The sequence below is a fragment of the Chryseobacterium sp. 22543 genome, assembly GCF_052044565.1.
Lineage (GTDB): Bacteria > Bacteroidota > Bacteroidia > Flavobacteriales > Weeksellaceae > Chryseobacterium.
This window is the reverse complement of record NZ_JBQENH010000002.1, coordinates 607,545-632,152: the sequence shown is the minus strand read 5'-3', so window position 1 is coordinate 632,152 and position 24,608 is coordinate 607,545. Positions and strand designations below refer to the sequence as shown.

Annotated in this window: 22 protein-coding genes; 6 read left to right on the top strand and 16 right to left on the bottom strand. The window is 38.8% G+C overall.

Annotated elements, in window-relative coordinates:
* Positions 1 to 12: 12 nt before the first annotated feature.
* The 6 genes from ACTJIP_RS08670 to ACTJIP_RS08645 all read right to left on the bottom strand — a co-directional run bounded on the left by ACTJIP_RS08670 (position 13) and on the right by ACTJIP_RS08645 (position 6,101).
* On the bottom strand, positions 13 to 1,413 hold the full coding sequence (locus tag ACTJIP_RS08670) for a DUF3945 domain-containing protein (RefSeq protein ID WP_440704390.1): 1,401 nt from the start codon (positions 1,411 to 1,413) through the stop codon (positions 13 to 15).
* Between the two features lie 80 nt (positions 1,414 to 1,493).
* Complete coding sequence (locus ACTJIP_RS08665) at positions 1,494 to 1,853, bottom strand: helix-turn-helix domain-containing protein (protein ID WP_440704389.1); 360 nt, start codon at positions 1,851 to 1,853, stop codon at positions 1,494 to 1,496.
* Between the two features lie 85 nt (positions 1,854 to 1,938).
* The gene (locus ACTJIP_RS08660) at positions 1,939 to 2,241 is read right to left on the bottom strand and encodes a helix-turn-helix domain-containing protein (protein ID WP_440704388.1); all 303 of its coding nucleotides are present in this window, start codon (positions 2,239 to 2,241) and stop codon (positions 1,939 to 1,941) included.
* Between the two features lie 431 nt (positions 2,242 to 2,672).
* A complete protein-coding gene (locus ACTJIP_RS08655) occupies positions 2,673 to 3,518 on the bottom strand; it encodes an RteC domain-containing protein (protein WP_440704387.1) in 846 nt (281 codons plus the stop codon).
* Between the two features lie 454 nt (positions 3,519 to 3,972).
* A complete protein-coding gene (locus tag ACTJIP_RS08650; RefSeq protein WP_440704386.1) occupies positions 3,973 to 4,716 on the bottom strand; it encodes a C10 family peptidase in 744 nt (247 codons plus the stop codon).
* Positions 4,717 to 4,922: 206 nt separating this feature from the next.
* Positions 4,923 to 6,101: a helix-turn-helix domain-containing protein gene (locus ACTJIP_RS08645; protein ID WP_440704385.1), complete on the bottom strand. Its 1,179-nt coding sequence runs from the start codon at positions 6,099 to 6,101 to the stop codon at positions 4,923 to 4,925.
* Between the two features lie 277 nt (positions 6,102 to 6,378).
* On the opposite strand from ACTJIP_RS08645, the gene ACTJIP_RS08640 reads away from it, so the two are divergent.
* The 3 genes from ACTJIP_RS08640 (at position 6,379) to ACTJIP_RS08630 (ending at position 10,033) form a co-directional block, all read left to right on the top strand.
* Positions 6,379 to 6,663: a helix-turn-helix domain-containing protein gene (locus ACTJIP_RS08640; protein WP_440704384.1), complete on the top strand. Its 285-nt coding sequence runs from the start codon at positions 6,379 to 6,381 to the stop codon at positions 6,661 to 6,663.
* On the top strand, positions 6,650 to 6,964 hold the full coding sequence (locus ACTJIP_RS08635; RefSeq protein WP_440704383.1) for a hypothetical protein: 315 nt from the start codon (positions 6,650 to 6,652) through the stop codon (positions 6,962 to 6,964). Before ACTJIP_RS08640 ends, ACTJIP_RS08635 begins: the two co-directional genes overlap by 14 nt.
* Before the next feature lie 417 nt (positions 6,965 to 7,381).
* Positions 7,382 to 10,033 carry an outer membrane beta-barrel protein gene (locus ACTJIP_RS08630; RefSeq protein ID WP_440704382.1) on the top strand — a complete coding sequence of 884 codons (2,652 nt, stop codon included), beginning with the start codon at positions 7,382 to 7,384 and terminating at the stop codon, positions 10,031 to 10,033.
* 18 nt (positions 10,034 to 10,051) lie between these two features.
* Here ACTJIP_RS08630 and ACTJIP_RS08625 read toward each other — a convergent pair whose 3' ends face one another.
* Genes ACTJIP_RS08625 through ACTJIP_RS08610 form a run of 4 tightly spaced genes read right to left on the bottom strand, consistent with a single transcriptional unit; the run spans position 10,052 to position 12,688 of the window.
* Entirely contained in the window at positions 10,052 to 10,459 is a 408-nt protein-coding gene (locus ACTJIP_RS08625; RefSeq protein ID WP_440704381.1) for a hypothetical protein, read from the bottom strand.
* Between the two features lie 41 nt (positions 10,460 to 10,500).
* Complete coding sequence (locus ACTJIP_RS08620) at positions 10,501 to 10,905, bottom strand: hypothetical protein (RefSeq protein WP_440704380.1); 405 nt, start codon at positions 10,903 to 10,905, stop codon at positions 10,501 to 10,503.
* Between the two features lie 58 nt (positions 10,906 to 10,963).
* Positions 10,964 to 12,124 (bottom strand): FecR family protein, encoded by a 1,161-nt coding sequence (locus ACTJIP_RS08615; protein ID WP_440704379.1) that lies wholly within the window; start codon positions 12,122 to 12,124, stop codon positions 10,964 to 10,966.
* Positions 12,125 to 12,160: 36 nt separating this feature from the next.
* Positions 12,161 to 12,688: a sigma-70 family RNA polymerase sigma factor gene (locus ACTJIP_RS08610; protein WP_440704378.1), complete on the bottom strand. Its 528-nt coding sequence runs from the start codon at positions 12,686 to 12,688 to the stop codon at positions 12,161 to 12,163.
* A gap of 627 nt (positions 12,689 to 13,315) precedes the next feature.
* Here ACTJIP_RS08610 and ACTJIP_RS08605 point away from each other — a divergent pair.
* The 3 genes from ACTJIP_RS08605 to ACTJIP_RS08595 all read left to right on the top strand — a co-directional run bounded on the left by ACTJIP_RS08605 (position 13,316) and on the right by ACTJIP_RS08595 (position 19,806).
* The gene (locus ACTJIP_RS08605; RefSeq protein WP_440704377.1) at positions 13,316 to 16,834 is read left to right on the top strand and encodes a SusC/RagA family TonB-linked outer membrane protein; all 3,519 of its coding nucleotides are present in this window, start codon (positions 13,316 to 13,318) and stop codon (positions 16,832 to 16,834) included.
* Between the two features lie 19 nt (positions 16,835 to 16,853).
* Positions 16,854 to 18,236, top strand: coding sequence for a RagB/SusD family nutrient uptake outer membrane protein (locus ACTJIP_RS08600; protein ID WP_440704376.1), 1,383 nt, complete (start codon positions 16,854 to 16,856; stop codon positions 18,234 to 18,236).
* Positions 18,237 to 18,366: 130 nt separating this feature from the next.
* The gene (locus tag ACTJIP_RS08595) at positions 18,367 to 19,806 is read left to right on the top strand and encodes a TlpA family protein disulfide reductase (RefSeq protein ID WP_440704375.1); all 1,440 of its coding nucleotides are present in this window, start codon (positions 18,367 to 18,369) and stop codon (positions 19,804 to 19,806) included.
* A 79-nt stretch (positions 19,807 to 19,885) separates the two neighbouring features.
* On the opposite strand, the gene ACTJIP_RS08590 is transcribed toward ACTJIP_RS08595, so the two are convergent.
* From ACTJIP_RS08590 to ACTJIP_RS08565, 6 genes are all read right to left on the bottom strand, one after another.
* Entirely contained in the window at positions 19,886 to 20,167 is a 282-nt protein-coding gene (locus tag ACTJIP_RS08590; protein WP_440704374.1) for a hypothetical protein, read from the bottom strand.
* 651 nt (positions 20,168 to 20,818) lie between these two features.
* The gene (locus tag ACTJIP_RS08585) at positions 20,819 to 21,076 is read right to left on the bottom strand and encodes a hypothetical protein (protein ID WP_440704373.1); all 258 of its coding nucleotides are present in this window, start codon (positions 21,074 to 21,076) and stop codon (positions 20,819 to 20,821) included.
* Positions 21,077 to 21,227: 151 nt separating this feature from the next.
* The gene (locus ACTJIP_RS08580) at positions 21,228 to 21,479 is read right to left on the bottom strand and encodes a hypothetical protein (RefSeq protein ID WP_440704372.1); all 252 of its coding nucleotides are present in this window, start codon (positions 21,477 to 21,479) and stop codon (positions 21,228 to 21,230) included.
* Positions 21,480 to 21,872: 393 nt separating this feature from the next.
* A complete protein-coding gene (locus ACTJIP_RS08575) occupies positions 21,873 to 22,310 on the bottom strand; it encodes a MauE/DoxX family redox-associated membrane protein (RefSeq protein ID WP_440704371.1) in 438 nt (145 codons plus the stop codon).
* Between the two features lie 37 nt (positions 22,311 to 22,347).
* Positions 22,348 to 23,730 (bottom strand): serine/threonine protein kinase, encoded by a 1,383-nt coding sequence (locus tag ACTJIP_RS08570; protein WP_440704370.1) that lies wholly within the window; start codon positions 23,728 to 23,730, stop codon positions 22,348 to 22,350.
* 341 nt (positions 23,731 to 24,071) lie between these two features.
* Complete coding sequence (locus tag ACTJIP_RS08565) at positions 24,072 to 24,362, bottom strand: hypothetical protein (protein ID WP_440704369.1); 291 nt, start codon at positions 24,360 to 24,362, stop codon at positions 24,072 to 24,074.
* Between the last annotated feature and the right edge of the window lie 246 nt (positions 24,363 to 24,608).

The following is a 24,608-nucleotide window of genomic DNA, read 5'->3' as shown; positions in this document are numbered from 1 at the left end:
TTTAATGGGTTATTACACCTTCCTACCTCTGGATTTCTTTTCAGGTTTTTCCTGCTTCTGGTTTGCATCTTGAGGGGTTTGCTGGCCCGGTTTCAACGGCTCCTGAAGCTTGTTAGTCGCTGCCTGACGTTTAAATTTATCGGGATCTTTAAATGAAAAATCCATTTGTCCAGTTTCTTTATTAAAACTTACAAACCCAGGATATGCCTGGCCACCAGCATCTTTAAAATCTGGTATATAAACGGTCTGACCGGCTGCAAGTTTATTATACTGGTCATAGGTAAACTCTTTTCTTCTATAGGACTTAGGAATTTGCTGATTATCAGCCTGAGTATTTCCCTGCTTTTCTCTGTGGGACTGATTCTTGTCAAAGAAAAATTCCAGATGTCCTTTAAATGCGTTAAACTGAATTTCCCCATCGAAAAGGTTATCTCTTTTTGACATCATTCCCTCAAGGTAAATTGGCTTTCCTTCTAAAAGAGTATTTTTTTGCTCCGCTGAAAGGGTTACCCCTTTGATGACATCATCAATTTGTATATGGGAAACAGGAAATGAGACTAACTGATTTGTTTTCTCATCCAGGCTTATCAGATGAGGAACTTCTTTATTGCCTTCTGTTAATAAATTGACGATCCTCCCCATATTTCCCCTTTCCAATAAATTCGCTTTGTCTTCCTGCGTGAAATCATGACCCAAGAACTTTGTATCTAAGTCGATTTCATTTTTCTTACAAAGAAATTTAAATTCTGCCCGGCCATCATTTTTGGCTTCAAGCCAGAGCTTTGCGTCAGTCTCAATTTCATGCTCTCCGACTTTTATGGTTATCGGAAGCAGATCATTCGTTTTGTATCCCCTTAAAAGGGAATTCAGAAGATTAGTTTCCTCCAGTTCCTCCCTGGTCCAGCCAAGATTCGTGAGTGAACTCCAATCGATGTCTTCGGCTTTATAGCGGTATCCGCCTGGTTCCGGGGCTGTTACTTTAGCTTCTGTTGTGGTTGTTGTGGTTGTTTCCATTGTATTGACTTTTTTTTGTTGATGTTCCTGTGTTTCTTTCGCCTGATATTTATTGAAAAGCTCTTCTCCTTCTTTTGTTGGAGTATGAATATGTGCCTGTAATTTCTCCGCAACTTCAAAAACTGAGTTCAAAGGAACTTTTAAGAAGGAAAAACGCGTTGGGTCTTTAAGCTGCCGCAAAAAGTTTGTAAAGAAATTGGTGAATGCATCCCCGTTCATATCCACACGCATAAATTCAGCCTGGTTCTTCTTCTCCACATTGCTTTTTTTCAGCCCACCATCCTTGTCTATTTCCTTAACAGCTGAGATCTTTTTCTCAATTTTATCAAGAACCAAAAGGATCTCATTTAATTGACCGGATATATCCGGAGTCCTTTCTTCTAAATTTTCGTCTTCCATTATTTCACGATTTTGACACGAATGTAATCTGGATGAGGATCTCCTTAGATGTGTTGTCTACTTTTGTCCGGAAAAGGCGCTTAAAGGGTCGATGGTGGACAATCTTCTTTATTATGGGAGTATCTCTGTTTCATAAACTGCTGCACATCGGATACCTTGTAATAAGCGCTGCCGCCAAGTATATAATACATAAGCTTTCCGGAGATTCGGTACCGTTGTAATGAGCGCCCGCTGATCTGAAGAATATTGCAGGCTTCCTGATTATTCAAAAGAGGCTCATCATCGATGATATATTTCCGATTTTCAGAACGATTATCTTTTGCACCTTTGGGGGAATTCCCGACTACAGTCGGTTTTTCTCCTTTTTCAAGTACCAAACGTATTTCTTGCAGCTGTTGCGCTATGGCCTTCAGCTCTTTTTGTAGGGATTTTTTTTTCATAAGTTCTTTATATTAGTTAGGGTGAATAGGTACAAAGCAATCTCTCAAATGATGTGCAACGTAATATTCAGTCCAGGAGTTATAGTCATGTGGAAGCCTTTCCTACAGAATGCGAAAGCCCATCTCTGATAAATTGGTGTACATCGGAAAGCTTGTAATAGGGTTTGCCACTCATTCTGTAATAAGGAAGCTTGCCTGAAGCGCGGTAGCGCTGCAAGGACCGGCTGCTTATCTTAAGGATCTGAAGTACATCCTGATTATCCAAAAGCTCTTCGCCATCTATTAAATGGTACCGCTTATCAGAGGATCTTAGCTGCTCTGCCAGGATGTCAAGGCGGGTTAAAATCCTTTCCATCCAAGCTACAAATTCCATTTTGTCAATGTTCATGATTACGGGGTTTACTTATAGCAAAATTCCCAGTAATCCATACCGTTTAAAACCAAGTTTACCCCAACTTAATGACCAAGTTATGGGAGAAAATAATTTAACTGTACCGCCAGAATATACACCCTATTAATTGTACATTCTTTTTATATGTTAAATTTCATTTCTTGTAAATCGGTATGAATAAAGGGTTTATTTCTCACCATCCCTCAACATCTCCTACAGTTCGTTGTCAAGAATGGTCAAACGTAATGCATAGATCATTACTGAAAATAAAAATCTCCTACAGCAGTATTGATATAACGCAATAACAAGTTTGACAGAAAATATTTGGGAAAGAATAAGGGAAAGAAACAGAATGGGATGTCAATTGAATATACAGGATAGGCACAGCACTGAAAAATGATGACATCACAAGAAATCGAATATTCCAATTATAAATCCTTATCTAACTGGGACTTAAAGCTTGATTTCAAACGATCCAGATACGAAGTGTTATCGCTGCGAAATTTCATACGATGAAAGGCATGATGAGCATCCCCCAATTGAATATTAAATAACATTTGAAAAACTGATACCAATTGACGGATACTAATTTTGCCATATCCGACCGAGCGGGATGCCTGAAGAGCATAGATGAGCTCAATGAGTGCATTCTTGGATTCAGTCCAAACAATTTTATTATCCCAAGGACCTTCCGGCGGTAGATTACCAGATTGGTCGTACAGCCCGGAAAAACGTAGATGGAGATATTCATACAATAATTCACATTCTATGATTCTAGCTGCCTGATAATCATAATAGGTTGAAAAACGATGGTCAGCGTCAAAGAAACGACTGCATGTACCTGGAAGCAAATCAAGTTGCCCTCGCACAAAGAACAATCCGTCTTTTTCTGAACTCTCCGAGCGATAATACTTATAAAAATCAGTTCCTGTAACTTCCTCTATATAGTAAGATTCCAATTTCTCTAGTTTATTCTTAAAGTACTTCCGGGAAACATTACCCACCTCGATTGGCCGGCCAGATTCAATCTTAAAGATCTTATTATAATAAAACAGTTTTCCCAAAAGCGAAGGTTTAATACTCCTGAAGAATTTAATTTCATCACCAGGCTCCTCAAAACCATGTTTAAGTACATGTTCTTTCAACTTTTCAAGATGCTCGGTCAGAATACTAACCATACTCCTGGATTCCGTTACCACGCGCTCAGGGGCTAAGGTAATTCTAGCTTCTTCGTCCTTCAAAGTTTGTAGCGTATTTCTGAATATAGGTTTCATGGATCTTAATTTAATGGGTTATGCAAACATATAGGGTCATTTATTATTGTTAATGTTTCATTTTGAAATAAATTATTCACATACTAGTGAATTTAATAAAATGCAATTTCTATGGGCCTATCTTTGAGCAGAGCTGGTACGAGAGATCTTTTGCCGCTTCTAATATCCTCTGTCCCCGACAATTATTATAGCATCGGTTAATTTATGTCATCTTTCACTCTATTAGTGCCAGATTTAACAGAATATCCGATCTCAACCAAAAAAAGCTAAGAATAAGGCTAAAACAGTCATCCTCCTCCACCTAAAAGAGAGAAAAAAGATCTTCACTGAATCTATGGATCTAAGTCAAAGCATAATGTGTATATAGGTCCGTGAAGATCATTTCATTTTGTTATTTTATAGATGAAAGCTAATGCAATACTCAATTTAATCAGGTGTTCAATGCATTTTGTTTTTAGGTATTTTTCTTTTGCAGTGGCTCAATCGTTATGAATGCCCGTAGACGGATATCATCTTCCACATCAATAGGCTTAAACAAATTATACCAGCCGGTGCGGAAACCACCCGCACCATAATTGATATGCACATAAAATATATCATCTTTCTTCAAATATCCATCTATTACCGTCGAGTGACCATAGCTGGTGAAATTTCCCATATGAAAATATACTGGTCTTTTATTTCTGATCTCATTTTGAATCAAAAGCATGATACGGTCTTTGCCAATGAGATGCTCTATTTGTTCTTTTTGGGCAATACCCTTCATTTGCTCCGCCGAAAAAGGAATATCCCCGGTGAAGCTGCCATAGAAAGTAGCCTTGCAGGCAAAGTGCCTGGTCACAAAAGGAGCAGGGTTCACCATTTCCAAATATTTTGAAGTGCCAAAATCCTTACGAATAGCAAGAGCCGTAAGATAAGAATAGCGAGCCACGGCATCTATCGTTTCCATAGGACTTTGGTCATCTATACTGGGCGAAAAATTCTTCCAGGAAAGTGGATAGCTTGATAATGTATCTTTAATAACATATCCTTTAGAGCAGCTATAGGTAACTACGCCGTAAGGTTTTAAGCGGTGGTAATAAAGGATCTGTGATAAGGCAGTACTCCAGCAGCCCAGAACATGTCTTTCCGGGGTATACTTGGTATAAGTCCCCCATTGGTCCCAGTTGGTCTTCAGTAAAAAGGAGGCTTTCAACATCACAGGTTGTTGCGCAGGAATTTGCTCTGCACTAATCTGGGAATATCCTGTATTACAGATCATCAAAAAGATCGCGGATAATAACGGTATTAATTTCATAGGAATATTATTTATTGGGTGCAAATAAACAATATCCGCAAAGCCTGCCCCACTCAGAACATTATTGAGTGCAAATAAACCCACTCAGAACATCTTTTGAGAGTTTTTTAATGCTTACGTTTAATTTCCTGTAGGAAGGATTTAGGAGAGTGGCCTGTATGTTGTCTGAAAATACGATAAAAGCTGGCTTCAGAATTAAAACCGCATTCAAAAGCAATACCGGTAAGACTAAGGTGTTTATACTCCGGATCATCGAGCCTTTTTTTAACTTCGCTCACCCTATAACCATTCACCCAAGTCCGGAAATTGAGTCCGAATCCGGCATTGATGGCTGCGGAAACCTCTCCTACAGGAAAACCTATTGTTTTGGCAATGTCCTTCAGACTTAACTCCGGTTCCAGAAATAAAAGCTGCTTCTCCATGACCTCTGTTAATGCTTGCTGAATATCTGAAAAGTCCTTTTCGACTTCAATATCTTTTTCAACGATATCGGGAAGGTCTTCCGATTCTCTCTGTTCTGCAACTCCTTCCCCTGAAAGCCTTACAACCTGCACTTCGGAAGTCAATATAATCCTGTAGCCACGAAATGAAAGAAAATAAATCAGCACGGTAATATAGATGTAGAAAAATTCCAGATAAGCAAATGAATCTGTACGTCCCAGAATATTAGATGGCAGTGAGGATAAGAATAATGCGGCTACTAATATACCAGTGCCAATTAAAAGGTTTCTAAGCCACGTAAGCTCTAAGTATTGGGTCGCGGACTGACTTGAAAATAACCATCTGCGATAGGTTTGCGTTTTTTTGAAACTCAGATACCAATAAATACCTGCAGAAAAAAGAGCGGCTACATCTTCCATCCATTTAACCGCATTATAAAACAGGTATCGTTCAGAACCAAGATCTTTAATACCCGGCTGTGAAAGGCTGATCATGTAGACTATAACAGCGTGGAGTTGAAACACTATCACCGGTGCAAAATGCCAGAATTGCCTGCGGTTGATTGAAAAATTCTTTACGGTAAGGGAGCAGGTATACAAGTAAAACAAGGGCTGAACCAGCGTATCAATAGCCAGTGGGAAATAATGCCATCCTGGATATTGCCATAGACCAAGAGTATGCAGTAAGATTTTGATATTTAATAGTGCCAATGTTATTAATATGGCGGATAATAATTTCTTACCTGCCGATCCTGAGGGATGGAATCCGACTACAGCGGCTGCCACTATTCCTTGTATGACACCCACAATTACGATCGTATCAAAAGCACCTATTGCTCCACTCATCGATTCTTAGACTATTAAATTATTTCTTTGCAGAAGGAAAATTCAGAGCCTGGATTATACAATCCGGGCCGTCTTTCAAAAATACTAATAAATTACTTTGTAAGCAATCCATTTCTCCAATATCAGCGAATCGCTAATGTGATACCTAATAGTATTGGTTTTTAGCCTTCATTACACCGATTCTTAGCCATAGACTGCCTTTCCGCGACACAGCCGGACCGATATCCTCATTCGCCTTTTCTTACGACTACATTTATTCTAATTAAAACAATTAGAAATGGAACCAATTACAAAAGATGATCTACGGCAATTCAGTATGCAATTACTACACGACATTGAAATGCTTATAGAAAAGAAAGTTCAAATACAGTCCAATGATAAACCACAGGAACTGCAGCAGGAATGGCTTAGAAGTAAATCTATCCGAAACATTCTGAATATCTCACCGGCTACTATTCAGAATCTTCGGGTTTCTGGAAAAATTCGTTTTCGAAAAGTGATGGGATCATACTACTACAACAGAAAGGACCTGGTAAAACTTTTTGAAGATGAGAAACGATAACACAGAAAGGTGGATGGTTTTTCTAAACCATATCACCAAAGACGTAAGACTCAATGTCTGGCACCTAGCACTTTTACATGCACTGGTTCAGTTGGCCTATACACAGAATGAAAGTACAATAATCCGGGTGAGCAGGAGTAAACTCATGGCAGTCTCACATATTGAAACTTCTCCGACTTACCATAAATACTTCAAGCAACTCCAGGAATTCGGGTACATAAAATATACTCCCTCTTATCATCCGGGCTATAGAAGCACTGTAGAACTACTGGATAACAATTCCATCAATGGCTTACTTTAACAGTAAGCCATATTTTTTTGTTTCCTTATAATCCCCTAAATTACTTCTCTGAAAATCATATCATGAAATTTTATAAAAGAAAGATAAAGAACCCTAGAAAATCTATACGCAGATTAATTCCAATAACAATGCTTGCTACCCAAGCCAGAGATAAACTTGTAGATATATATTCCAATTTTAACTTCCCTGGTAAAATGAGAAGAGCCGCATTCTACGAGTTAAATCTAATGTGGTGGCAGGGTATCCCAAAAAATTGATGGGTATAGGCTAGAAAGTAGTATGGCTAACGATTAAAAAGTCATTGATTTACCCTGTTCAGCAACTTCCTTAGTTTAAATTTTCTTTTCATAGAGACAAGGGCAGCACTGCTATGCTGCTGCAACCACTTTTCCGATCTTAACAGACTAAGCTCTCGGAATGAAAACCTTGTCAACGCTCTTAATAGCCATTTTGTGGTCTGTTACCGCCTGGCCGCAGCAAAAAGCAATGCTTCACGGTCGTGTATTGGATGTGGATACCCATAAACCTGTTCAAGGGGCTACCATTGGTTTAATTTTAGCCCAGGATTCCTCAAAGACCCCCTATATTGATTTTACTACCGAAATGGGGGATTTTCATATGATGGCCGAAACGGGAAGAGACTATAAAATCTTTGTCGTAGCCCTTGGATACCCTAGGTACCTGTCCTCTGCTGTATGCAAGGTTACCGTTGAAGGGACCCGATGGCCCGAAATCTATCTTAAAAGGAAGAGTATTGAACTTTCCCAGGTCGAAATTATTGAAAGTAGGTCCCCAGTATCGCTAAAAAAGGACACTACGGAATTTAGTGCAGGATATTACAAAACTAACGCTACTTCTCCAGTAACCGAGCTGCTTAGGAAAATTCCAGGTGTTCAAATTACTCCTGAAGGGGCCATATCGGTAAATGGTGTAGCCGTAAAACAGATCATGATCGATGGAAAGCCCTATTTTGGAAATGATCTTACAAAGATTAACAATATCCTTGCTGGCGCCATTGAGAAAATCCAGCTCATTGACCGTAAAGACCCTGAAGAAATTAGTACTACCGGCTACCAGGCCAGCCAAAAGGCCATTAACCTTAGCTTGAAAAAGGACTTATACAGCTCCGTTACAGGTTTCGTTACTGCCGGTTACGGTACTTCGGGCCGCTTCACAGGCAGGACCTCTTTAAACAAGTTTGAGCCTCACCAGCAAATTTCCTTCATTGCCGGAGCCGACAATATTACCAGTTTTGATCAAAATATAAGACTCCTAAATGGGAATAACCAAACTACCTCCTGGAATGGTGGCCTTAATTACAACTTAGATATTAACCCTAAACTTTCTGTATCCGCCAGCTACCTATTATCCGGAGAGAATACCACAATAAAAACAACATCGACTAGGCAAAATTTCTTAAAAGACTCTTCTTTTAACAATGAGCAGTCTGCTTTCTCCAAAATTAAAGCTACAGTCCATACAGTGGATATCAGGCTGAAATATACCATTGACTCTGTTTCAAGCATAGCAGTACTTAACCGCATCTCCTATAGTATCAAAGACCAGGACTTAGATAATGGTTTCCTAACTGCCTCAGCACAAGGTATGCTGATTAATTCAGGCACTGTCAATAACCAGAATAATCAAAAACCTTGGTACGCCTTAACCAACTGGACCTATATCAGAAAGTTTAAAAGGCCGGGGCAGATCCTAACAACTGGGTTCAACTATAGCCGGGGTTCTGATCCACAGATGGCTTATAACAACTCATTAACGAATTATCACAATGTAAATGGACTGGCGCATAAAGATAGTATGTATCAACTCGTACACCAGCATAATAACAATGGTACATTTCAGTTTACCATCAACTATGCCCAGCCTATATCTCCCGACCGATTTCTTGATGTTTCTTATGTGTACACCTGGTCGGGGAATAAGACACAGAAAAATGTTTTTGGGGCTCGCGATCCAAAAGAGAGTTATAACCAGTTGATAGATACCTTGTCCGGGGGATATAAAAGTTCTGTCGTATCACATTATGGCAACCTGAGTTTTCGTACCCAAAAACAAAAAATGGACTATTCTTTTGGTATTGGCATCATACAAAATCAACTTTTTACACATATCAATCCTGGCCCTTCCGAATTAAGGAGAAATCTCTTTAATTTCTTTCCTACAGCAGTCTTAAACTATCAGATAGCTCAATATTTCAGACTCCATTTTGACTATAGCCACAATGTACAGCCTCCTGATCCTAATGCTTTATTGCCACTGCCTGATAACTCCAATCCCTTATTAATACGGCAAGGGAATCCCGGTCTAAAGGCCAGTTCCCAGGATTATTTCAATATCAGCATGACTTATTTTAATCCTACCACTTTATTGAGTTTGAACCTTTACGCCAGCCAGGGATTACTCCATAATCAGATCGGTCAGGATATTAGCTTTGATTCTACCGGAAAACAGATATCGCGCCCGATTAACGTCAATGGAACAAGATATACCAGCCTTTATCTCAGTACAAGCCTTCCTATAAAACCTTTAAAAACTGCAGTTAATACCAGTTCTTCAATCAATTTGACACGGGATATAGCACTCACTAATGGCCAGGCAGGTATCATACATAAACGAATATTCCGTCAAAGTTTAGGCTTTAACTATACCCGGAATGATTTATTTGAACTGATGGCCCAGGCTGATGCTACTTACACTAACATGTATTATTCATATCAAAGCAGCCGATACGGGTACTTTGATTACTCGTTTTCAGTAAGCGGAACCTTAAATCTTCCTTTAGGTTTTAAAATAGGGGCCTATTTAGCTTATAATAAGCTCTCCGGCAGAGGGCAAGGGTATAACACTGAAATGCTTATTCTTAATAGCATGCTGGCAAAATCTTTCCTAAAAGAAGAAAGAGGGCAGCTTAAAATACAGGTCTTTGATCTGTTAAACCGCAATGTTAATACCATAAGAAGTGTTGGAGACACATTTATTGAAGACACGCAAACAACCGCCTTGAAGTACTTCGCTTTACTCACATTGACATATTATCTCAAAAAAAGATAGGTTTACCTTCCTATTCCATTATTCCTGTTCAGCAAAATCAAGGGAATCTATTCTTTTCTTTAGCTGGTTTTCAATTTGCCTTTTGGTTTCCGTCTGAACAACCATATAACTGTTTTGTATAAAGTCATCCCAATTGTACTGCGGATTTCGATTTCTCCGGCCGCTCACCTCCACAAGACTGCCATCCTCAAATAATAGTGTAGGAAGGCGTCTATCCTGTAAAACCACAAATGGCCCGCCCCATTGCATTAAAAGCTTAAACAAAGGGCCATCTTTGAGAAATGGATCTACAATAAATCGTTTCTTTTTCCGGGCATAAAGCTGACGGACCAGGTAAATTTCAATAAGGGCAGGAGGAACTTTAAAGTGATCAGCTTCTTCGTAACAAATCAGCTTACAGGTGGCAATGGTATTTTCAAGAGTCATGACGGATCTATTTAGTAACAAACGGAAGCTAAAGCAGTATATTAAGCATAACAAGGCTCAAGGATGGATAAAATTCGTTCGGATAATACCTTAGTGAGCTTATCTCTAAACCCCGGGACCATCCCGTGGACGCACCGATAAATAAGCCCATCCCAACGGCATATCCTAACTCTTATATCACAGAACTCGCTTCCAATATAACTACCATTGGAAAAACATACCGTTGGTTGATCCAAATCTGTCAGCACAGCAAACGGGCCGTAGGTGTTTTTCAAAAACCTGAACAAGGCACCACTTTGAAGGTAGTCTTCTACCAGACATCGTTTACTAGATTTAAAAACCTGCTTTACTAGAATTACATCGATGAGCGCAGGCGGAACCTGAAAATCGGCAGCTTCTTCGATACTGACGCTTCTCAGGAGGGATAGGAGTTGCTTGTCTATCATAACTGATTATGTTTATGACCAACGGCGACCTACAATAAAAGGGCATAATTATTTAAAATCAACGCAAATGAACATTGTGGTCAGCATCAATCGCATATTTGATCGTTGTAACTTCGGTTAAGTTATCCAGAAAGACATTAAGGGCTTTATTTCTATCGATGACCCCGGTAATCTTCTGATTGGAAAGACCGTGGTTATCTATATATACCGTTACATTATACCATCTTTTCAATAGATTTTGCAGCTCATTTAAATCCGATTCCTGAAAATAATATAAACCTTCCTTCCAACTTATTTGGCGTCCGTCGCTATCCACTTGAACATCAATCGCATCCTTTCTCGCCATTGCCGTTGTGCCTGGTTTAATAACCTTCTGCTGATCTCCAGTCACTACTCTTATTGATCCTTTCACCAGGGAAACTTTCATCTCTTCCGGATTATAAGAGTTCAGGTTAAACTCAGTTCCCAAAACCTGTACTTCACCAGCATCCGTTATCACTTTAAAAGGTCTTTTTTCGTCTTTAGCTACACTTAAATAAATCTCCCCTTTAACATGCATTTCCCTCTTTCCAATTGGGAATACCGCAGGAAACTTAACTTCACTCCCGGAGTTGATGAGCATTTTACTGCCATCAGATAAAAGCACCGTTAAACTTTTGGTGGCTGGAACTTTTACGATGCTCTGCCCACCGTAAGCTCCAATAGCGTTAAAGGTGAGTACATTTTCCAAGCTGTCATAGGTTATGCCTTTAAGGTCGCTTTCAGGAAACTTGCTGAGGTCGATGACACGACCCTCAGCAAGTTCTAAAACAACCCTGTCTTCTAACAGCTGACTGCGAATGGATGGATTTACTCTTTTGGGTATTAATAGACCTGCTGGGTCTTTAATGAGAAAGATCGACAAGGCGATTGCAGCTGCAATATAGATAGCCAGGCGTTTCTTACCGGACATCCCTATCTTTGGCTGCAACCTCACAGAGGACCTTGATTCCCCAATGGGCTTCCAGGATACCTGGTCTAGCCTGGCAAACTGATTGTTGATATCATCGGGATTGAATTCTTTGCAGTAGGCATGCCACCAGTCACCAACCTGCTCATTGTGTTCAATTAACGTATCAATATATTGTAGATCTTTATCGTTAAGTGAACCAACCAACTTTTGGGCAAAATACCACTCCAGATCATCCAACCCTGGAATATTTAATTCTTCCATATCCATATAACACATAATTCTTTTAAATCTTAAGGATGTGTGCTACTTTTTAAATCTTTTCCGCAAGATTTTAAGGCCCGCATTAACGTGTACGTAAGTGGCATTAAGGCTAATAGACATCGCCTGGGCTATTTCTTTGTAGGACATCTCATGCAGAAAGCGCAGTTCTAAAACACGACGGGTTACTTTAGCGGGAATATTGGCAAGTGCTTCCTTTAGTAAGTTAGAGCTATCGGCCTGCTCAGATAACTCATAGTCTGGATGTTCAACCCGTTCCTTGGAGTTTGATAAATCAATGTACCGGATGTTATCACGAAGATAATTCAGCGACCTGGATTTGATAAATAAGTAGAGATAGGAACCAATATTTTGGTCCTTAACATCCAAGCGTTTTTCCCATAAGTAAATAAAAGCATCCTGTACCAGCTCCAAACAGACTGACTCATCTTTTATATATTTCATTGCATACACGAGCAGTGCTTTACGATATTTCTCGTAAAGCATCTTAAAAGCTCTCAGGTCTGTTTCCTGCGCATCTAATGGTTGAATCTCAAAACTATCCTCTCGCATATTCTATAAATAACAATCTTACATCACAAGTAATTTGGTAAGCCGGTAAGTGGTACTCTGAGGGAGGCAAAGCATTGGCCAGACTGACCAATAGGTTATCGACAGTAAACTAACAAAAAAAGGTAACCAATTCAGGTATCAATAATTCTTAAAATAAATCACCCCAAAATACGAGATTAATTGCAAACAAGCTGACTATTTTTCAAATACAAACAGTCGTTCAAATTGTATTTACGAGAAAAAAAAGCAAGTGGATTTATAAAGTATAACAATTCTGAAAAGTTCTGTATTAATCAAGGTTTCCGCCCAGACCATAGATAAGTATTCACTGAAACTGTTATCCCAAAATCAGGAAGATTAATCAACCACTAGGTATTAACGAGCCGTTAACAAACTGAGATTCCCCTTCTCAATTCGCCACCATTAACGATTTTTCCAAAACAGGAATATCAAATTTATATAAGTACTTTCATTTTGACTTAAGAATTATAACATACAAGTGTTATAACAGAAAGATTTGTCCATTTCAGCTTTTTTTCCCCAGAAGTGAACACAATTAGCAAACTTGACTGAAATATTTCAAATTGACATGCAGGTGGAATTTTTCAAGCACCCAATGTAACTCTTATGTCCAGATCTCAATATCGTATAGCCGTTATTGCTATAGTATGCTTCATTATGGCAGGACCTACACTTGCCTTTCAAAAGAAAGAAGCAATATCAACCAAACTCGTTTCACTAAGCTTTATCAATGTAGAACTGCGGGAGATTTTCCAAAGTATGCAAAAACAGACAGGGCTTACATTCTTCTACAGTAATAATTTATTAAATGTAGATGAAAAGAGAACCATTAAAGTAAATAATGTCTCCATTGAACAGGCACTATCTTTATTATTAGACAGTAAAAAATACAGCTGGCGTTTAGATGAAAGTGGAAAGTTTATTAAAATCAGCAGCAGGGGGAACCCCATCTCCAGCAGACCTGTAGTAACAGAACATAAGGATACCCTGGACCCTACAATTCTAAGAGGAAGGATAACTGACTCCAAAGGAGAACCTTTACCTGGGGCCACCGTTAAGCTCAAAGGATCAAATATGGGAACAACCTCAGATGCTTCCGGAAACTTTACACTGTCTAATCTACCGCCCCAATCCATTATACAAGTTTCTTTTACCGGCTACTATAACAAGGAAATACCCACCAATGGAAATAGCCAGATACAAGTCACACTTGCCACCGATCCAAATGAGTTAAAGGAAGTAGAAATTGTATCTACAGGATATCAGAAAATTCCCAAAGAGCGGGCGACCGGCTCCTTTACCTATATCGACAACAAACTACTTAACCGAAGTGTTAGTACGGATGTCCTCTCACGCCTGGACGGGGTTACCAGTGGTACAATTTTCAATAAGCAGGCAGGCAGAATTGGTGGGGACCCCAATAATGGAGGCGATCCTTCTATAAGTATCCGGGGTCGAAGTACCTTATTTGCCAATACCCAACCTCTTATAATTTTGGATAATTTTCCCTATGAAGGAGATCCCGCCAACATTAACCCTAACGATATTGAATCGATATCCATTCTAAAAGATGCCGCAGCAGCTTCTATTTGGGGGGTAAGAGCAGGGAATGGGGTTATTGTGCTCACCTCTAAGAAGGGGAAACTCAGCCAAAAACCAACCCTTGAACTTAATTCAAACATAACTATTACGGATAAACCAAATATTTACGCAGTTCCGCAAATTGACTCCAAAGACTATATCAATTTAGAAAAGTATTACTTTAATAACGGGCGGTATGATGTCTTCCTAACCTATTTACCCTACTTTGTACAGTCACCGATTGTTGATATACTCGATAAACAAAAAAGAGGACTCATTACCCCCAAAGATGCTGAAGATCAGCTTTCAGCCCTTTCCCAGGTCGATAACAGAAATGCCTATTCCAAATATTTTTTCCAAAGGGGCCTCAATCAACAGCACTCTTTAAGCATTACCGGAGGATCGCTCAATGACAGGTATTATATTTCTGGTGGTTTTGACCGGAATATAGCAAGCCAAATCCCCAATGACTATAATAGGTTTACCATTAATGCCAGAAACACCCATACTCTTTTTAATGACCGTCTCGCCATTACAACTGACATATTCTTTATAAAAAGTAAAACAGAAACGAGCCCCAACTCCTATTTGCCCGCTTTCCCCTACGAAAAAATTATTGATCAAAATGGAAAGGCACTACCGGTAATCCGGGATTGGCGCCAGGCATCAAAAGATAACTTTGCAAACTCCGGGATTCTGGATTGGAATTACTATCCACTCAATGAACGTTTAGACAGAGGAAATAAAACCAATCTAACAGACTACCGGATAGACCTGGGGATCAACTACAAGATATATCACGACGTTCTATCACTTGGACTCAATTACCTCTATCAACAAGGAACCATAGTTCAGGATATCACAACCGATAAAAATAGCTATGCCACGCGCTCGCTCATAAATTTGTACAGTCGGATCGACAGCAATGGGCAAGTAATACGCCCAATCCCGCTGGGAAATATGTATAACAGAACATCCACCGATTATAAAAGCAACACCGGACGTATTCAGCTTAATTATCATCAGCAGGTATCAAGGATGAGTGAAATTACGGCGATAGGAGGCTTTGAACTTAGAGAATACAATAGTTTCGCCATAACCAACAATCTCTATGGGTATAACACGGATAATGCAACTAATATTCCTGTAGACTATTTTACTGATTTTCCAACTCTAATTGGCGGCGGAATTCAAAAAATCCCCAATATATATGGACAGACAGGAATTACCGATCGGTTTATTTCCTATTTTCTTAATGCGGCCTATACTTATAATGAAAAATATACCCTCTCTGTGAGTGGCCGTAGGGATGAGTCTAATTTATTCGGAGTTGATGCCAACCAAAAAGGCGTTCCTTTATACTCATTCGGCGCAAGCTGGAATGTAAGTAAAGAATCTTTTTACAAAAATATCCTACCTGTTCTTCCCTATCTGAGACTAAGAATCACAGATGGATACAATGGAAATTTAAGCAAAAACCTTTCCGCTTATACAACTGCACAAACAGCAAGAATAAACCGCTTTGATGCTCCCCAGCAGGCAATTATTAACCCTCCAAATCCTCACCTGACATGGGAAAAAATCCATAATATCAATGCCGCATTAGATTTTGGCTTCAAAAACAACACTGTCTCCGGCAGTATCGATTATTATGTAAAGACAGGAACCAATTTAATCGGGAACAGCCCCATGTCCCCACAAACTGGAATTGGTCTCTTTACAGGCAACACCGCTCAAATAAGGACAAAAGGAATTGATCTTGTACTCAACAGTATCAATATCCAAGGCTCCTTCCAATGGACTACCAATCTCTTATTCAACTACGTTAAGGATAAAATCCTTGACTATAAGCTACAAACGGGGGTTAACAGCTATTATGCTGAACAAAATTATTCAAACCCTATAGTGGGCAAACCCTACTCTGCTTTATTTGCCTTTAAATGGGCTGGGCTAGATTCTGCCGGTAATCCACAGGGGTTTTTGAATGGTAAAGTTAGCGAGGACTATGGAGGGATACTAAATTCAACCAATTTAAATGAACTGATCTATAAAGGGACAACAAGTCCAAAACTTTTCGGAAGTATCCGTAATAATTTTGCCTACAGGGGTATAGAACTTTCCATTAACATTTCCTATAAAATTGGATATTACTTCCGCCGGGGATCTTTTAATTCGAGCAGTTTAGCCTATCAACAGGCAGATTATACTAAACGCTGGCAACAGCCAGGTGATGAAAAAATCACCTCTGTCCCCGCACTTCAATACCCGGCAGACTCAAGAAGGGACCAGTTCTATGATGACTCAGAGATCCTGGTTGAAAAAGGTGATCACATTCGTCTTCAGGATATCCAATTGGCCTACACATTTCCAAGATCAAATCATAAACTCCCTTTCACTAATCTAAGAATCTATGGCTATGCTAATAATATCGGTATTCTATGGCGCGCAAACAAGCTAGGACTAGATCCTGATTATACAGGCAAAGGTGGCTATGCAATTCCCAATCCTAGATCTTACTCTCTTGGTATTAAGGCAGATTTCTAACCTCATAAAACCTACTGTTATGCTAAAATATACCCAATATGCGATCATATCTATAAGCTTTCTAATGGCCGGGTGTACGAAAAGTGACTTTCTTAGCAAAAAGCCCAATACCGGAATTGTTGTTCCTTCCACATTGGATGACTTTACCCAGCTATTGGATTATCAGGATGTGATGATATATAATACTCCCGCTTTAGGGACATTATCTTCCGACGAATATTATTATCCAAATCTTGCTGCATTAAACGCAACCTATACTAAAACAGAAAAAAACTGTTACACCTGGAACAAGGATATCTACGGTGGTGACATTAATATCGCGGATTGGAATACCCCTTATCAGGCAATTTTCTATACGAATGTCGTTTTGGAGGGATGGGACAAACTCTCATCGGATGATAAACAAAGCGAAAATGGGAAATTTGTTAGGGCCTGGGCTCTTTTTGATCGCGCCTATAACCTCTTTAATCTAACCCAGACATTTGGTGCTACCTATGATAAAACAAGTGCCGATAAAGATCTGGGAGTGCCTATAAAAATTTCCTCAGATGTAAATGATATTCAGCAAAGGGCAACCGTAGAGCAAACCTATGACCGCATTCTAAATGATTTATCCGAAGCATTACCATTATTTTCAAATATCATTCAGTCCAAAAATCCTAATAGACCTTCTAAAGCAGCTGCTTATGCATTAGAAGCACGTGTATATCTATCGATGCACAATTATAAAGACGCCTTGAATTCCATTAATAATTCAATGGCCATTTATAATACGCTGATTGATTATAATACCATAGATATTAAAGACCAGGCTCCTTTCTCTCTTATAAATCCTGAGGTACTATATTCATCCATTTCTAATCTGTCATACAGTGCCGTTACCGTAGGGACCGGCGCCACTACAATGGACCCGGAATTCATTCAGCTTTATGAAAAAAATGATCTCCGCAGATACATATACTTTAAGGTGGATAATGATACTTATTTTATGAAAAGTGGTTACAATGGAACAGGCGTTTTCCCTTTTACCGGCCTAGCGGTGGATGAAAATTACCTGATAAAATCTGAGTGCCAGGTGCGGTCCGGAGATCTACCTGGTTCTTTAACCTCTCTTAATACCCTTTTAGAAAAAAGATACCTGAAGGGCGCATTTATACCCTATTCTTCCAACTCATCCCAAAACATACTGGAAAAAATTATCTTGGAAAGAAGAAAAGAATTAGTGTGGAGGGGACTCCGCTGGGCCGATATAAAGCGACTGAATAAAGAAGGTGCCAATATTATCCTTAAACGGGTGATCGATGGTACAACCTATACGCTTGCTCCCAATGATCCCAAGTATGTAATGCCTATTCCTGATGACGAAATTGCATTGAGCCATATTCAACAGAATAGTAGATAGCACTACCAAAAATATCAATGAAGCCCTGTGATAAAGGTGTTATCTCTTAGTTGTATCACAGCTCGAACAAGATTGCAATAACTTAATACAAAGGTTGTACAAAATTTAAAAGATAAAACACTACGAACATATGAGAGCTAAATTGCTTATATTTCTATTTATTCTGGTTATTCTTCCCTCGCTTTCACACGCAGTTGCACAACAATCAATTACCATTTCTGGAGTCGTTACCGATGCAAGCCTGGAAGGAGAAACGATAAGATTTCAATACTACGACCATTATTCTTTCTTTGGTTCATGGCCTACTTCGCATGATACAGAAGTGAGAATTAAAGACGGAAAATTCTTGGTTAAGGTTACAAATATTCCGAAGGTAGGTTATCTGGTTATTACGCTTCCTCAAAAGTATGCAAGCACAAACGGAATTCCGTTTTTAGCCCAACAAAATGATGATCTGACATTGAATTTAAATAATGGTGAAATTAGCTTTAGCGGCAAAGGAAGTGAAAAATATAATTGTCAGACACAATTAGTTCATATAGAACCTAATTATGTTACTGTGTTCTCAGCAATAGATTCAACCTATTTCCCTAAGCAATTTCAGAGCTATGATAGATGGGTAAGCAAAAAACTAGATCTACTGCAAACCTACAAACAATCGATAGAGCAACAGGCTTACGACCTTATAAAGCTAAATATACTCTATCTCGAAGACCGTTATAAAATGATCGGAATCAAATACTACCTTGAAAGCGAAAATAATATCGAAAGGGAAGTCGCCAAATCGGCCTTTGTGGACTACTTAAACAAAAAAGCACATTACAATATTCCCAACAAAAACGATCTGGATTCATATGCTTACTATGACTATGAACTAGAGAAGAGCATACTAATATCCAGATTAAATTGCAATAAATTTAATTTCTACTCTGTTTTCCACGACGTAAATAAGATGTATAAAGGAACACTACGAGATAGGTTATTGTTAACATTAACTATCGGAGAAGTTTCCTTTAGAGATAGTACAGACTTCTACAGAGATCAGGCCATAGACATTGTTACAGACCCCTTTTGCTTAAATGCACTTAAGAGCAAAAAATCTGTACTTGGGAAAGGATCTCTAGCATATAATTTCCATTTGCAGGACACAACCGGAAGGATTATCAGTCTTTCTGACTTTAAGGGAAAATTAGTTGTTTTGGACTATTACTTTACCGGATGCTCAGGGTGTGTTCACATGGCACGTAACATGCCGGAAGTACTATCAGCCTTTCCTGATACTTCCAAGATTGTATTCATTACTATAAATTTGGACAAAAATATGTCTATGTTCAAAAAGGCAGTAAAAAGTGGTCTATATACACATGAAGGAAATATTAACCTGTACACTAACGGGGAAGCTGATAAACATCCTCTAGTTCAATACTACAATATCATAGGTTGTCCCTTTTTAATGGTTGTTGATCAGAACTCTAATATTCTAAATAGTGATCCTCCTTATCCTGGAAGTAGACCAAATGCAACACTGGAATTTATCAATATTTTAAAGGACCAAATAGCAAAAATGTAAAAAACAACTCTGAAAAATAAATACACATTATCTTCAAGGGCTGTCACTAAATTGAGATAACCCTTAAAGATTTTCATGATCAATTACCAATATAAATACCATCATTTAATGTTGGTGTTGCGTGAGCAGCAGTCAGAACTGATTTAGCAATTGGAGAACCCAGGTTGCTTGTCACAATATAACCGCATGAGTTAACTGCGGCGAAGATACATTTAGCTGGATCATACGGCTGAGTCAACAGTTTGTAACTACCATCAGCCTGTTGACCATAAGAGAAAGTAGCTCGGTTCTTCGATGCGTAAGAAGAAGCCAAACCAATAAAGGTAGCAGCAGCGAGTAAAGCAAATTTCAAGTTTTTCATTTTTGGTAATTTTCAAGTTTGAAAAAATAAAATTTAGAAAATCAATTTTCGATACGAGGCTAAAAAACCAATCTAACATAAGAACTTATTGGCCTTCTCCAATACCTGACGGTATATTATCTAACACCAAAGAATATAAAGGGAAAATGGCATTCTAAATGTTAAGACAATAGTAAAAATCCGATTGGTCATATACCAGTGTAAATGCGGTTTAGAGGTGAGGGAACTGCATGAACCGCCGTAAGAGCAGATTTGCTGGTTACCGTCCCTATGTTAACTGATGAATAGTATTCACAAGGGTTGGGGACCGGAGTAAGGCACTTAGCTGGATCAAATGGCTGAGTCAACAGTTTGTACGTGCCATCAGCCTGTTGACCATATGTAAAAGTAACACGGTTGTTAGAACCATAAGCAAATGCTAAACCAACGAAGGTTGCGATTGCCATCAAGGCAAACTTTATGCTATTCATTTTTGACATTTTTAAAATTAAGAAGGAAAAAAATCTAAAAGGGTAAGAATAGTATACCAAATTAATGAATATACACACTGGATGAAGCATAGAAAAGCATCAATACAAACTATTTGTATGATTTTCTTCGGTAGAAGAAAGGCTGCCTCAATATTGAGACAGCCTTTGATACTTTCACTGATCAGTTACCAGTGTAAATTCTGTGAAGTGCTGATGGAGTTGCGTGAGCAGCAGTCAGTACTGATTTAGCAATTGGAGAACCCAGATTGCTTGTTGCAATGTAACCACAAGGGTTAACTACTTCTGTAAAACATTTAGCTGGGTCGAATGGCTGAGTCAACAGTTTGTAAGAACCGTCAGCCTGTTGGCCATAAGAGAAAGTAACGCGACTGTTAGAAGCGTAAGCAGAAGCTAAACCAACGAAAGCAGCAGCAGCCAATAAAGCGAATTTTACGTTTTTCATTTTTGAAGTTTTGAAGGTTAAGAAAAAATAATTGATTGTTTAACTAGCTTGCAAGTAGTATTTTATAATTACGAAAATTGTCTTTCCAATTTTGCAAAATGATAACCCTCATTTTGCATAAGCACAATTACAAAGTATATTTCTTCTTCATTGTTGACGGAGTAGCGCCAGCGGCATTGAGAACGCTGATTGTGGCATAATCACCAAGATCAGTGGTAGATGTATAAGAACATGAATTAATCGCTACATTAACACATTTCGCCGGATCAAATACCCATATTTTGCCATACACCCCATTATCGGCCACATTAACATAGGTAAAAGTCGTCCTGTTTCCAGTCAATGCACCAATAATACCAACGCTACTCGCCAAAAACATAATTGCAAATTTCATATGAGATTCTTTAAAATTGAATTAAACAATTCCTCTTCTTCGCTAAAAATCTATCCTACTAATGGAAATATTTTTTATTAAAATCGTGTCCAGTAAAATATCCAGCGGCCAACAAAGCATTAAACAATGAATCAGACATCGAATGAAATGGAAAGCTTGTCGTTGTCCAATAGCTGCAATAGGTATTGGGATTAGGAATGCAATTAGCGAGGTCGTAATTAGAGATTTCAATGGCACTATCTGGAATTCTTACCCAAATGTGTATTGATTGTGAACGGCTATGACTTACCTGAAGGCTGCATAAACCAATAAGGGCAGCGACCAGGATATAAATACGTTTGCCCATAAATTTTAAAGTTTAGAAGATTTCATCACGGGTTAACCGGCATTGAAGCGCAGATTTGTTGGGTTCTTTTCATATTTCTGGATATTTCTTTGAAGCCAAATTGCAATACTGGTTACTGTAATAAAAAAGAGGTTAAAGAATAAATGTCCTTTCCAGCTGAGAGTCTTGATAACCCCGCCGCAACTGCAAGGAATCCGTCCATAATAATTGAGCTGTACTAAGGAAATATAAGCTGTAAAAGTAACCAGGAGCCCCAACGTAAAATACAAGCCTAACATCCTGAATTTATTGGTAGCCATAAGAATTACCGCTAAAATTTCCGAAATAGGAACCGCATAAATTAAAAAAGTCTTAAGAGCCGGAATGAGTGGCTGAGCCTTCATAGCCAGGACATATTCTTCATACTTTGAGTACTTACTGGCTGGTGTATAAACAAACAATACAACCAGAATAGCGATTAGAATTTCCAAAATTATTTTTTTGCTCTTCATAAGGTTTTCCTTTTTACTAGTTATTCTTAGTTTCAAGATACTTAATGTATTTATTGATCTCCGCTTCCAACTCGGCAATACTCGGCCTCTTGGAGGGAATATCACTTAGGCACCATAGGACGATCTCGATGAGTATCTCATGATCAACCTGCTGCTTTAACTTTGATTTTGTCTCTTTAAGGTCTTCAGTGATAAAGGTGGACGGATGTTCACCGGTTAGGATAAAACATAACAATGCTCCCAAAGAATAAATATCCATTTCCGGTACCGGTCTTTCATTTCGAATCTGCTCTGGTGAAATGTAACCAAAGGTGCCCAGCAAAAACGGGTGTACAGGCTCGCCCTTCTTTGAGTTATAAGCCAACTCAAAGTCAATGACAAAAACTTCATCATCCTTAGTAATAACAAAGTTATTATCCTGGATATCCCGATGCACATACCCCAACTGATGTATCCTTCCTATAACCCCAACTATATTTTTGTAGTATCTTAAAAGCCGGACTTTATAAATATCCTTCAAATCCAACCACTGTGCACCGTTCTTGATTTGATCAACTTTATCAGGTAAGAATACCCCATCCAAATACTCTATAACCAAGTAACTATTGTGATCGGACACGAAAAAATCCAACACCTTGGCAGTGGGTATGAAAGCACCTATTTCCTGAAGCACTAGTACTTGCCAGATCAGCCGATCCTCAATGGTTCTTTTATAAGTATCCTCCAGCACACCATGTCTGCCTTCTTTAATTACAACCGGCTTAAACTTCATTTTCCTTAAGCTATAAGCCAGCAAAATATCACCTTTGGGGCCAGGTCTTAAATCTTTAATCTTAAGGTAATATTTTCCGTAAATTTTCCTCTTTGAGCGGTCCTTGAATCGCGCATCAATTGAAAATGGGATTTTATTTCTTTTGGGGACCTCAATAGTGTATCTCACTTGGGGACCGCTCACTGTATTGGTGACAACCTCTGTTACAAGATGTCCGTATATATTTTTTTCAATCCTCAAAGCCCCAGGGACTGCAGGTCCTAAATAATCCTGTAACAATGGAGATAATTCTTTAACAATAGCGTTCGCCTGATCCCATGATTCAGTACAGATACTCAAAAACTTTCCAACTTCATCAAACCCGATCACGCCGGTATTAAGTAGAAAACCACATTCATCATTCTTTACCAAACGAAAAGGAATATTGTATTTCTTTACAACAGGGATCACTCTTTTAAGGATTTCCGTCGAATGATTGATAAGCGCCGATACGTAGATCGTCCAATTATTTTTATAGTTAGGACGCTGATGATGATAAAGCCAATTTTCATCCTCAATATATGCTATCCCTTCCCTTTCCAACATCGTATTGTAAGTGTAATACACTACCGTCTCTTTTAAGTCCATTGACACATATTTTAGCTAAACAAGAACCTTAACAACTTCAATTTACTGAATCCTATAGCACCCTTTATGGGAAGACGGTATACCACCAGCCTTTACCAGACGATCCTCAGTTACGATAACCCCAACGTTTGATTCGACGGTATAACTGCTATGGTGTGTCCCTTCAAAGCTACATTTTCCCACAAAATCTTCTTCGGACTTCAGATAAGCATCAAGTTCACAGGAGTATACATAGATTATCTTTACTCTCAAACCAGAGGTATCCTTAGCCATCGAGGAATGAAGTCCCATCGAAACAAGTAGTAATAACATCAAGTTCATAACCCTAACAAATTTTTGTTCTATTTGAAAGCGGGCATTACATAGCATCTTTTTTGCGGACCTGGTTGAGCACCTACCGCTTCAAGGGTCGCAGCAGTAGCTGTTGCACCGACATCAACTGGTGAGGTATACACACAATATTGCGGATCAGGGGGAATGCAATTATTGGGATCGTATACAGCAATTTTTGTATATACACTAGATCCACATATATGGACATATTTGAAAGTTGCCCTATTTGCTTCGGCATAAGCATATAATAAGCCTACCAGGGCAGGAATTACAAGAATTGATTTCTTCAGCCAGTTCATATCTAAAATTGTTTAGGGCTAATGGAAATAGAGTCGTTGAACTTCAGGTCTTCTATCGGTTATTTTGAGCATCTAGTCGTTGGCAATTCGTAACAATTGTAAAGCTAACGCGAGGGACTGCTATACTTATTCAGTTGGAAAATAATTATGAACTTTTTTTTCTGCGGTGATATTGCAGTTCGTTGACGTAACTTAAACCCACGCAGAACCGCGTCAGTATTATTAATTTACCATTATTTGTGTATC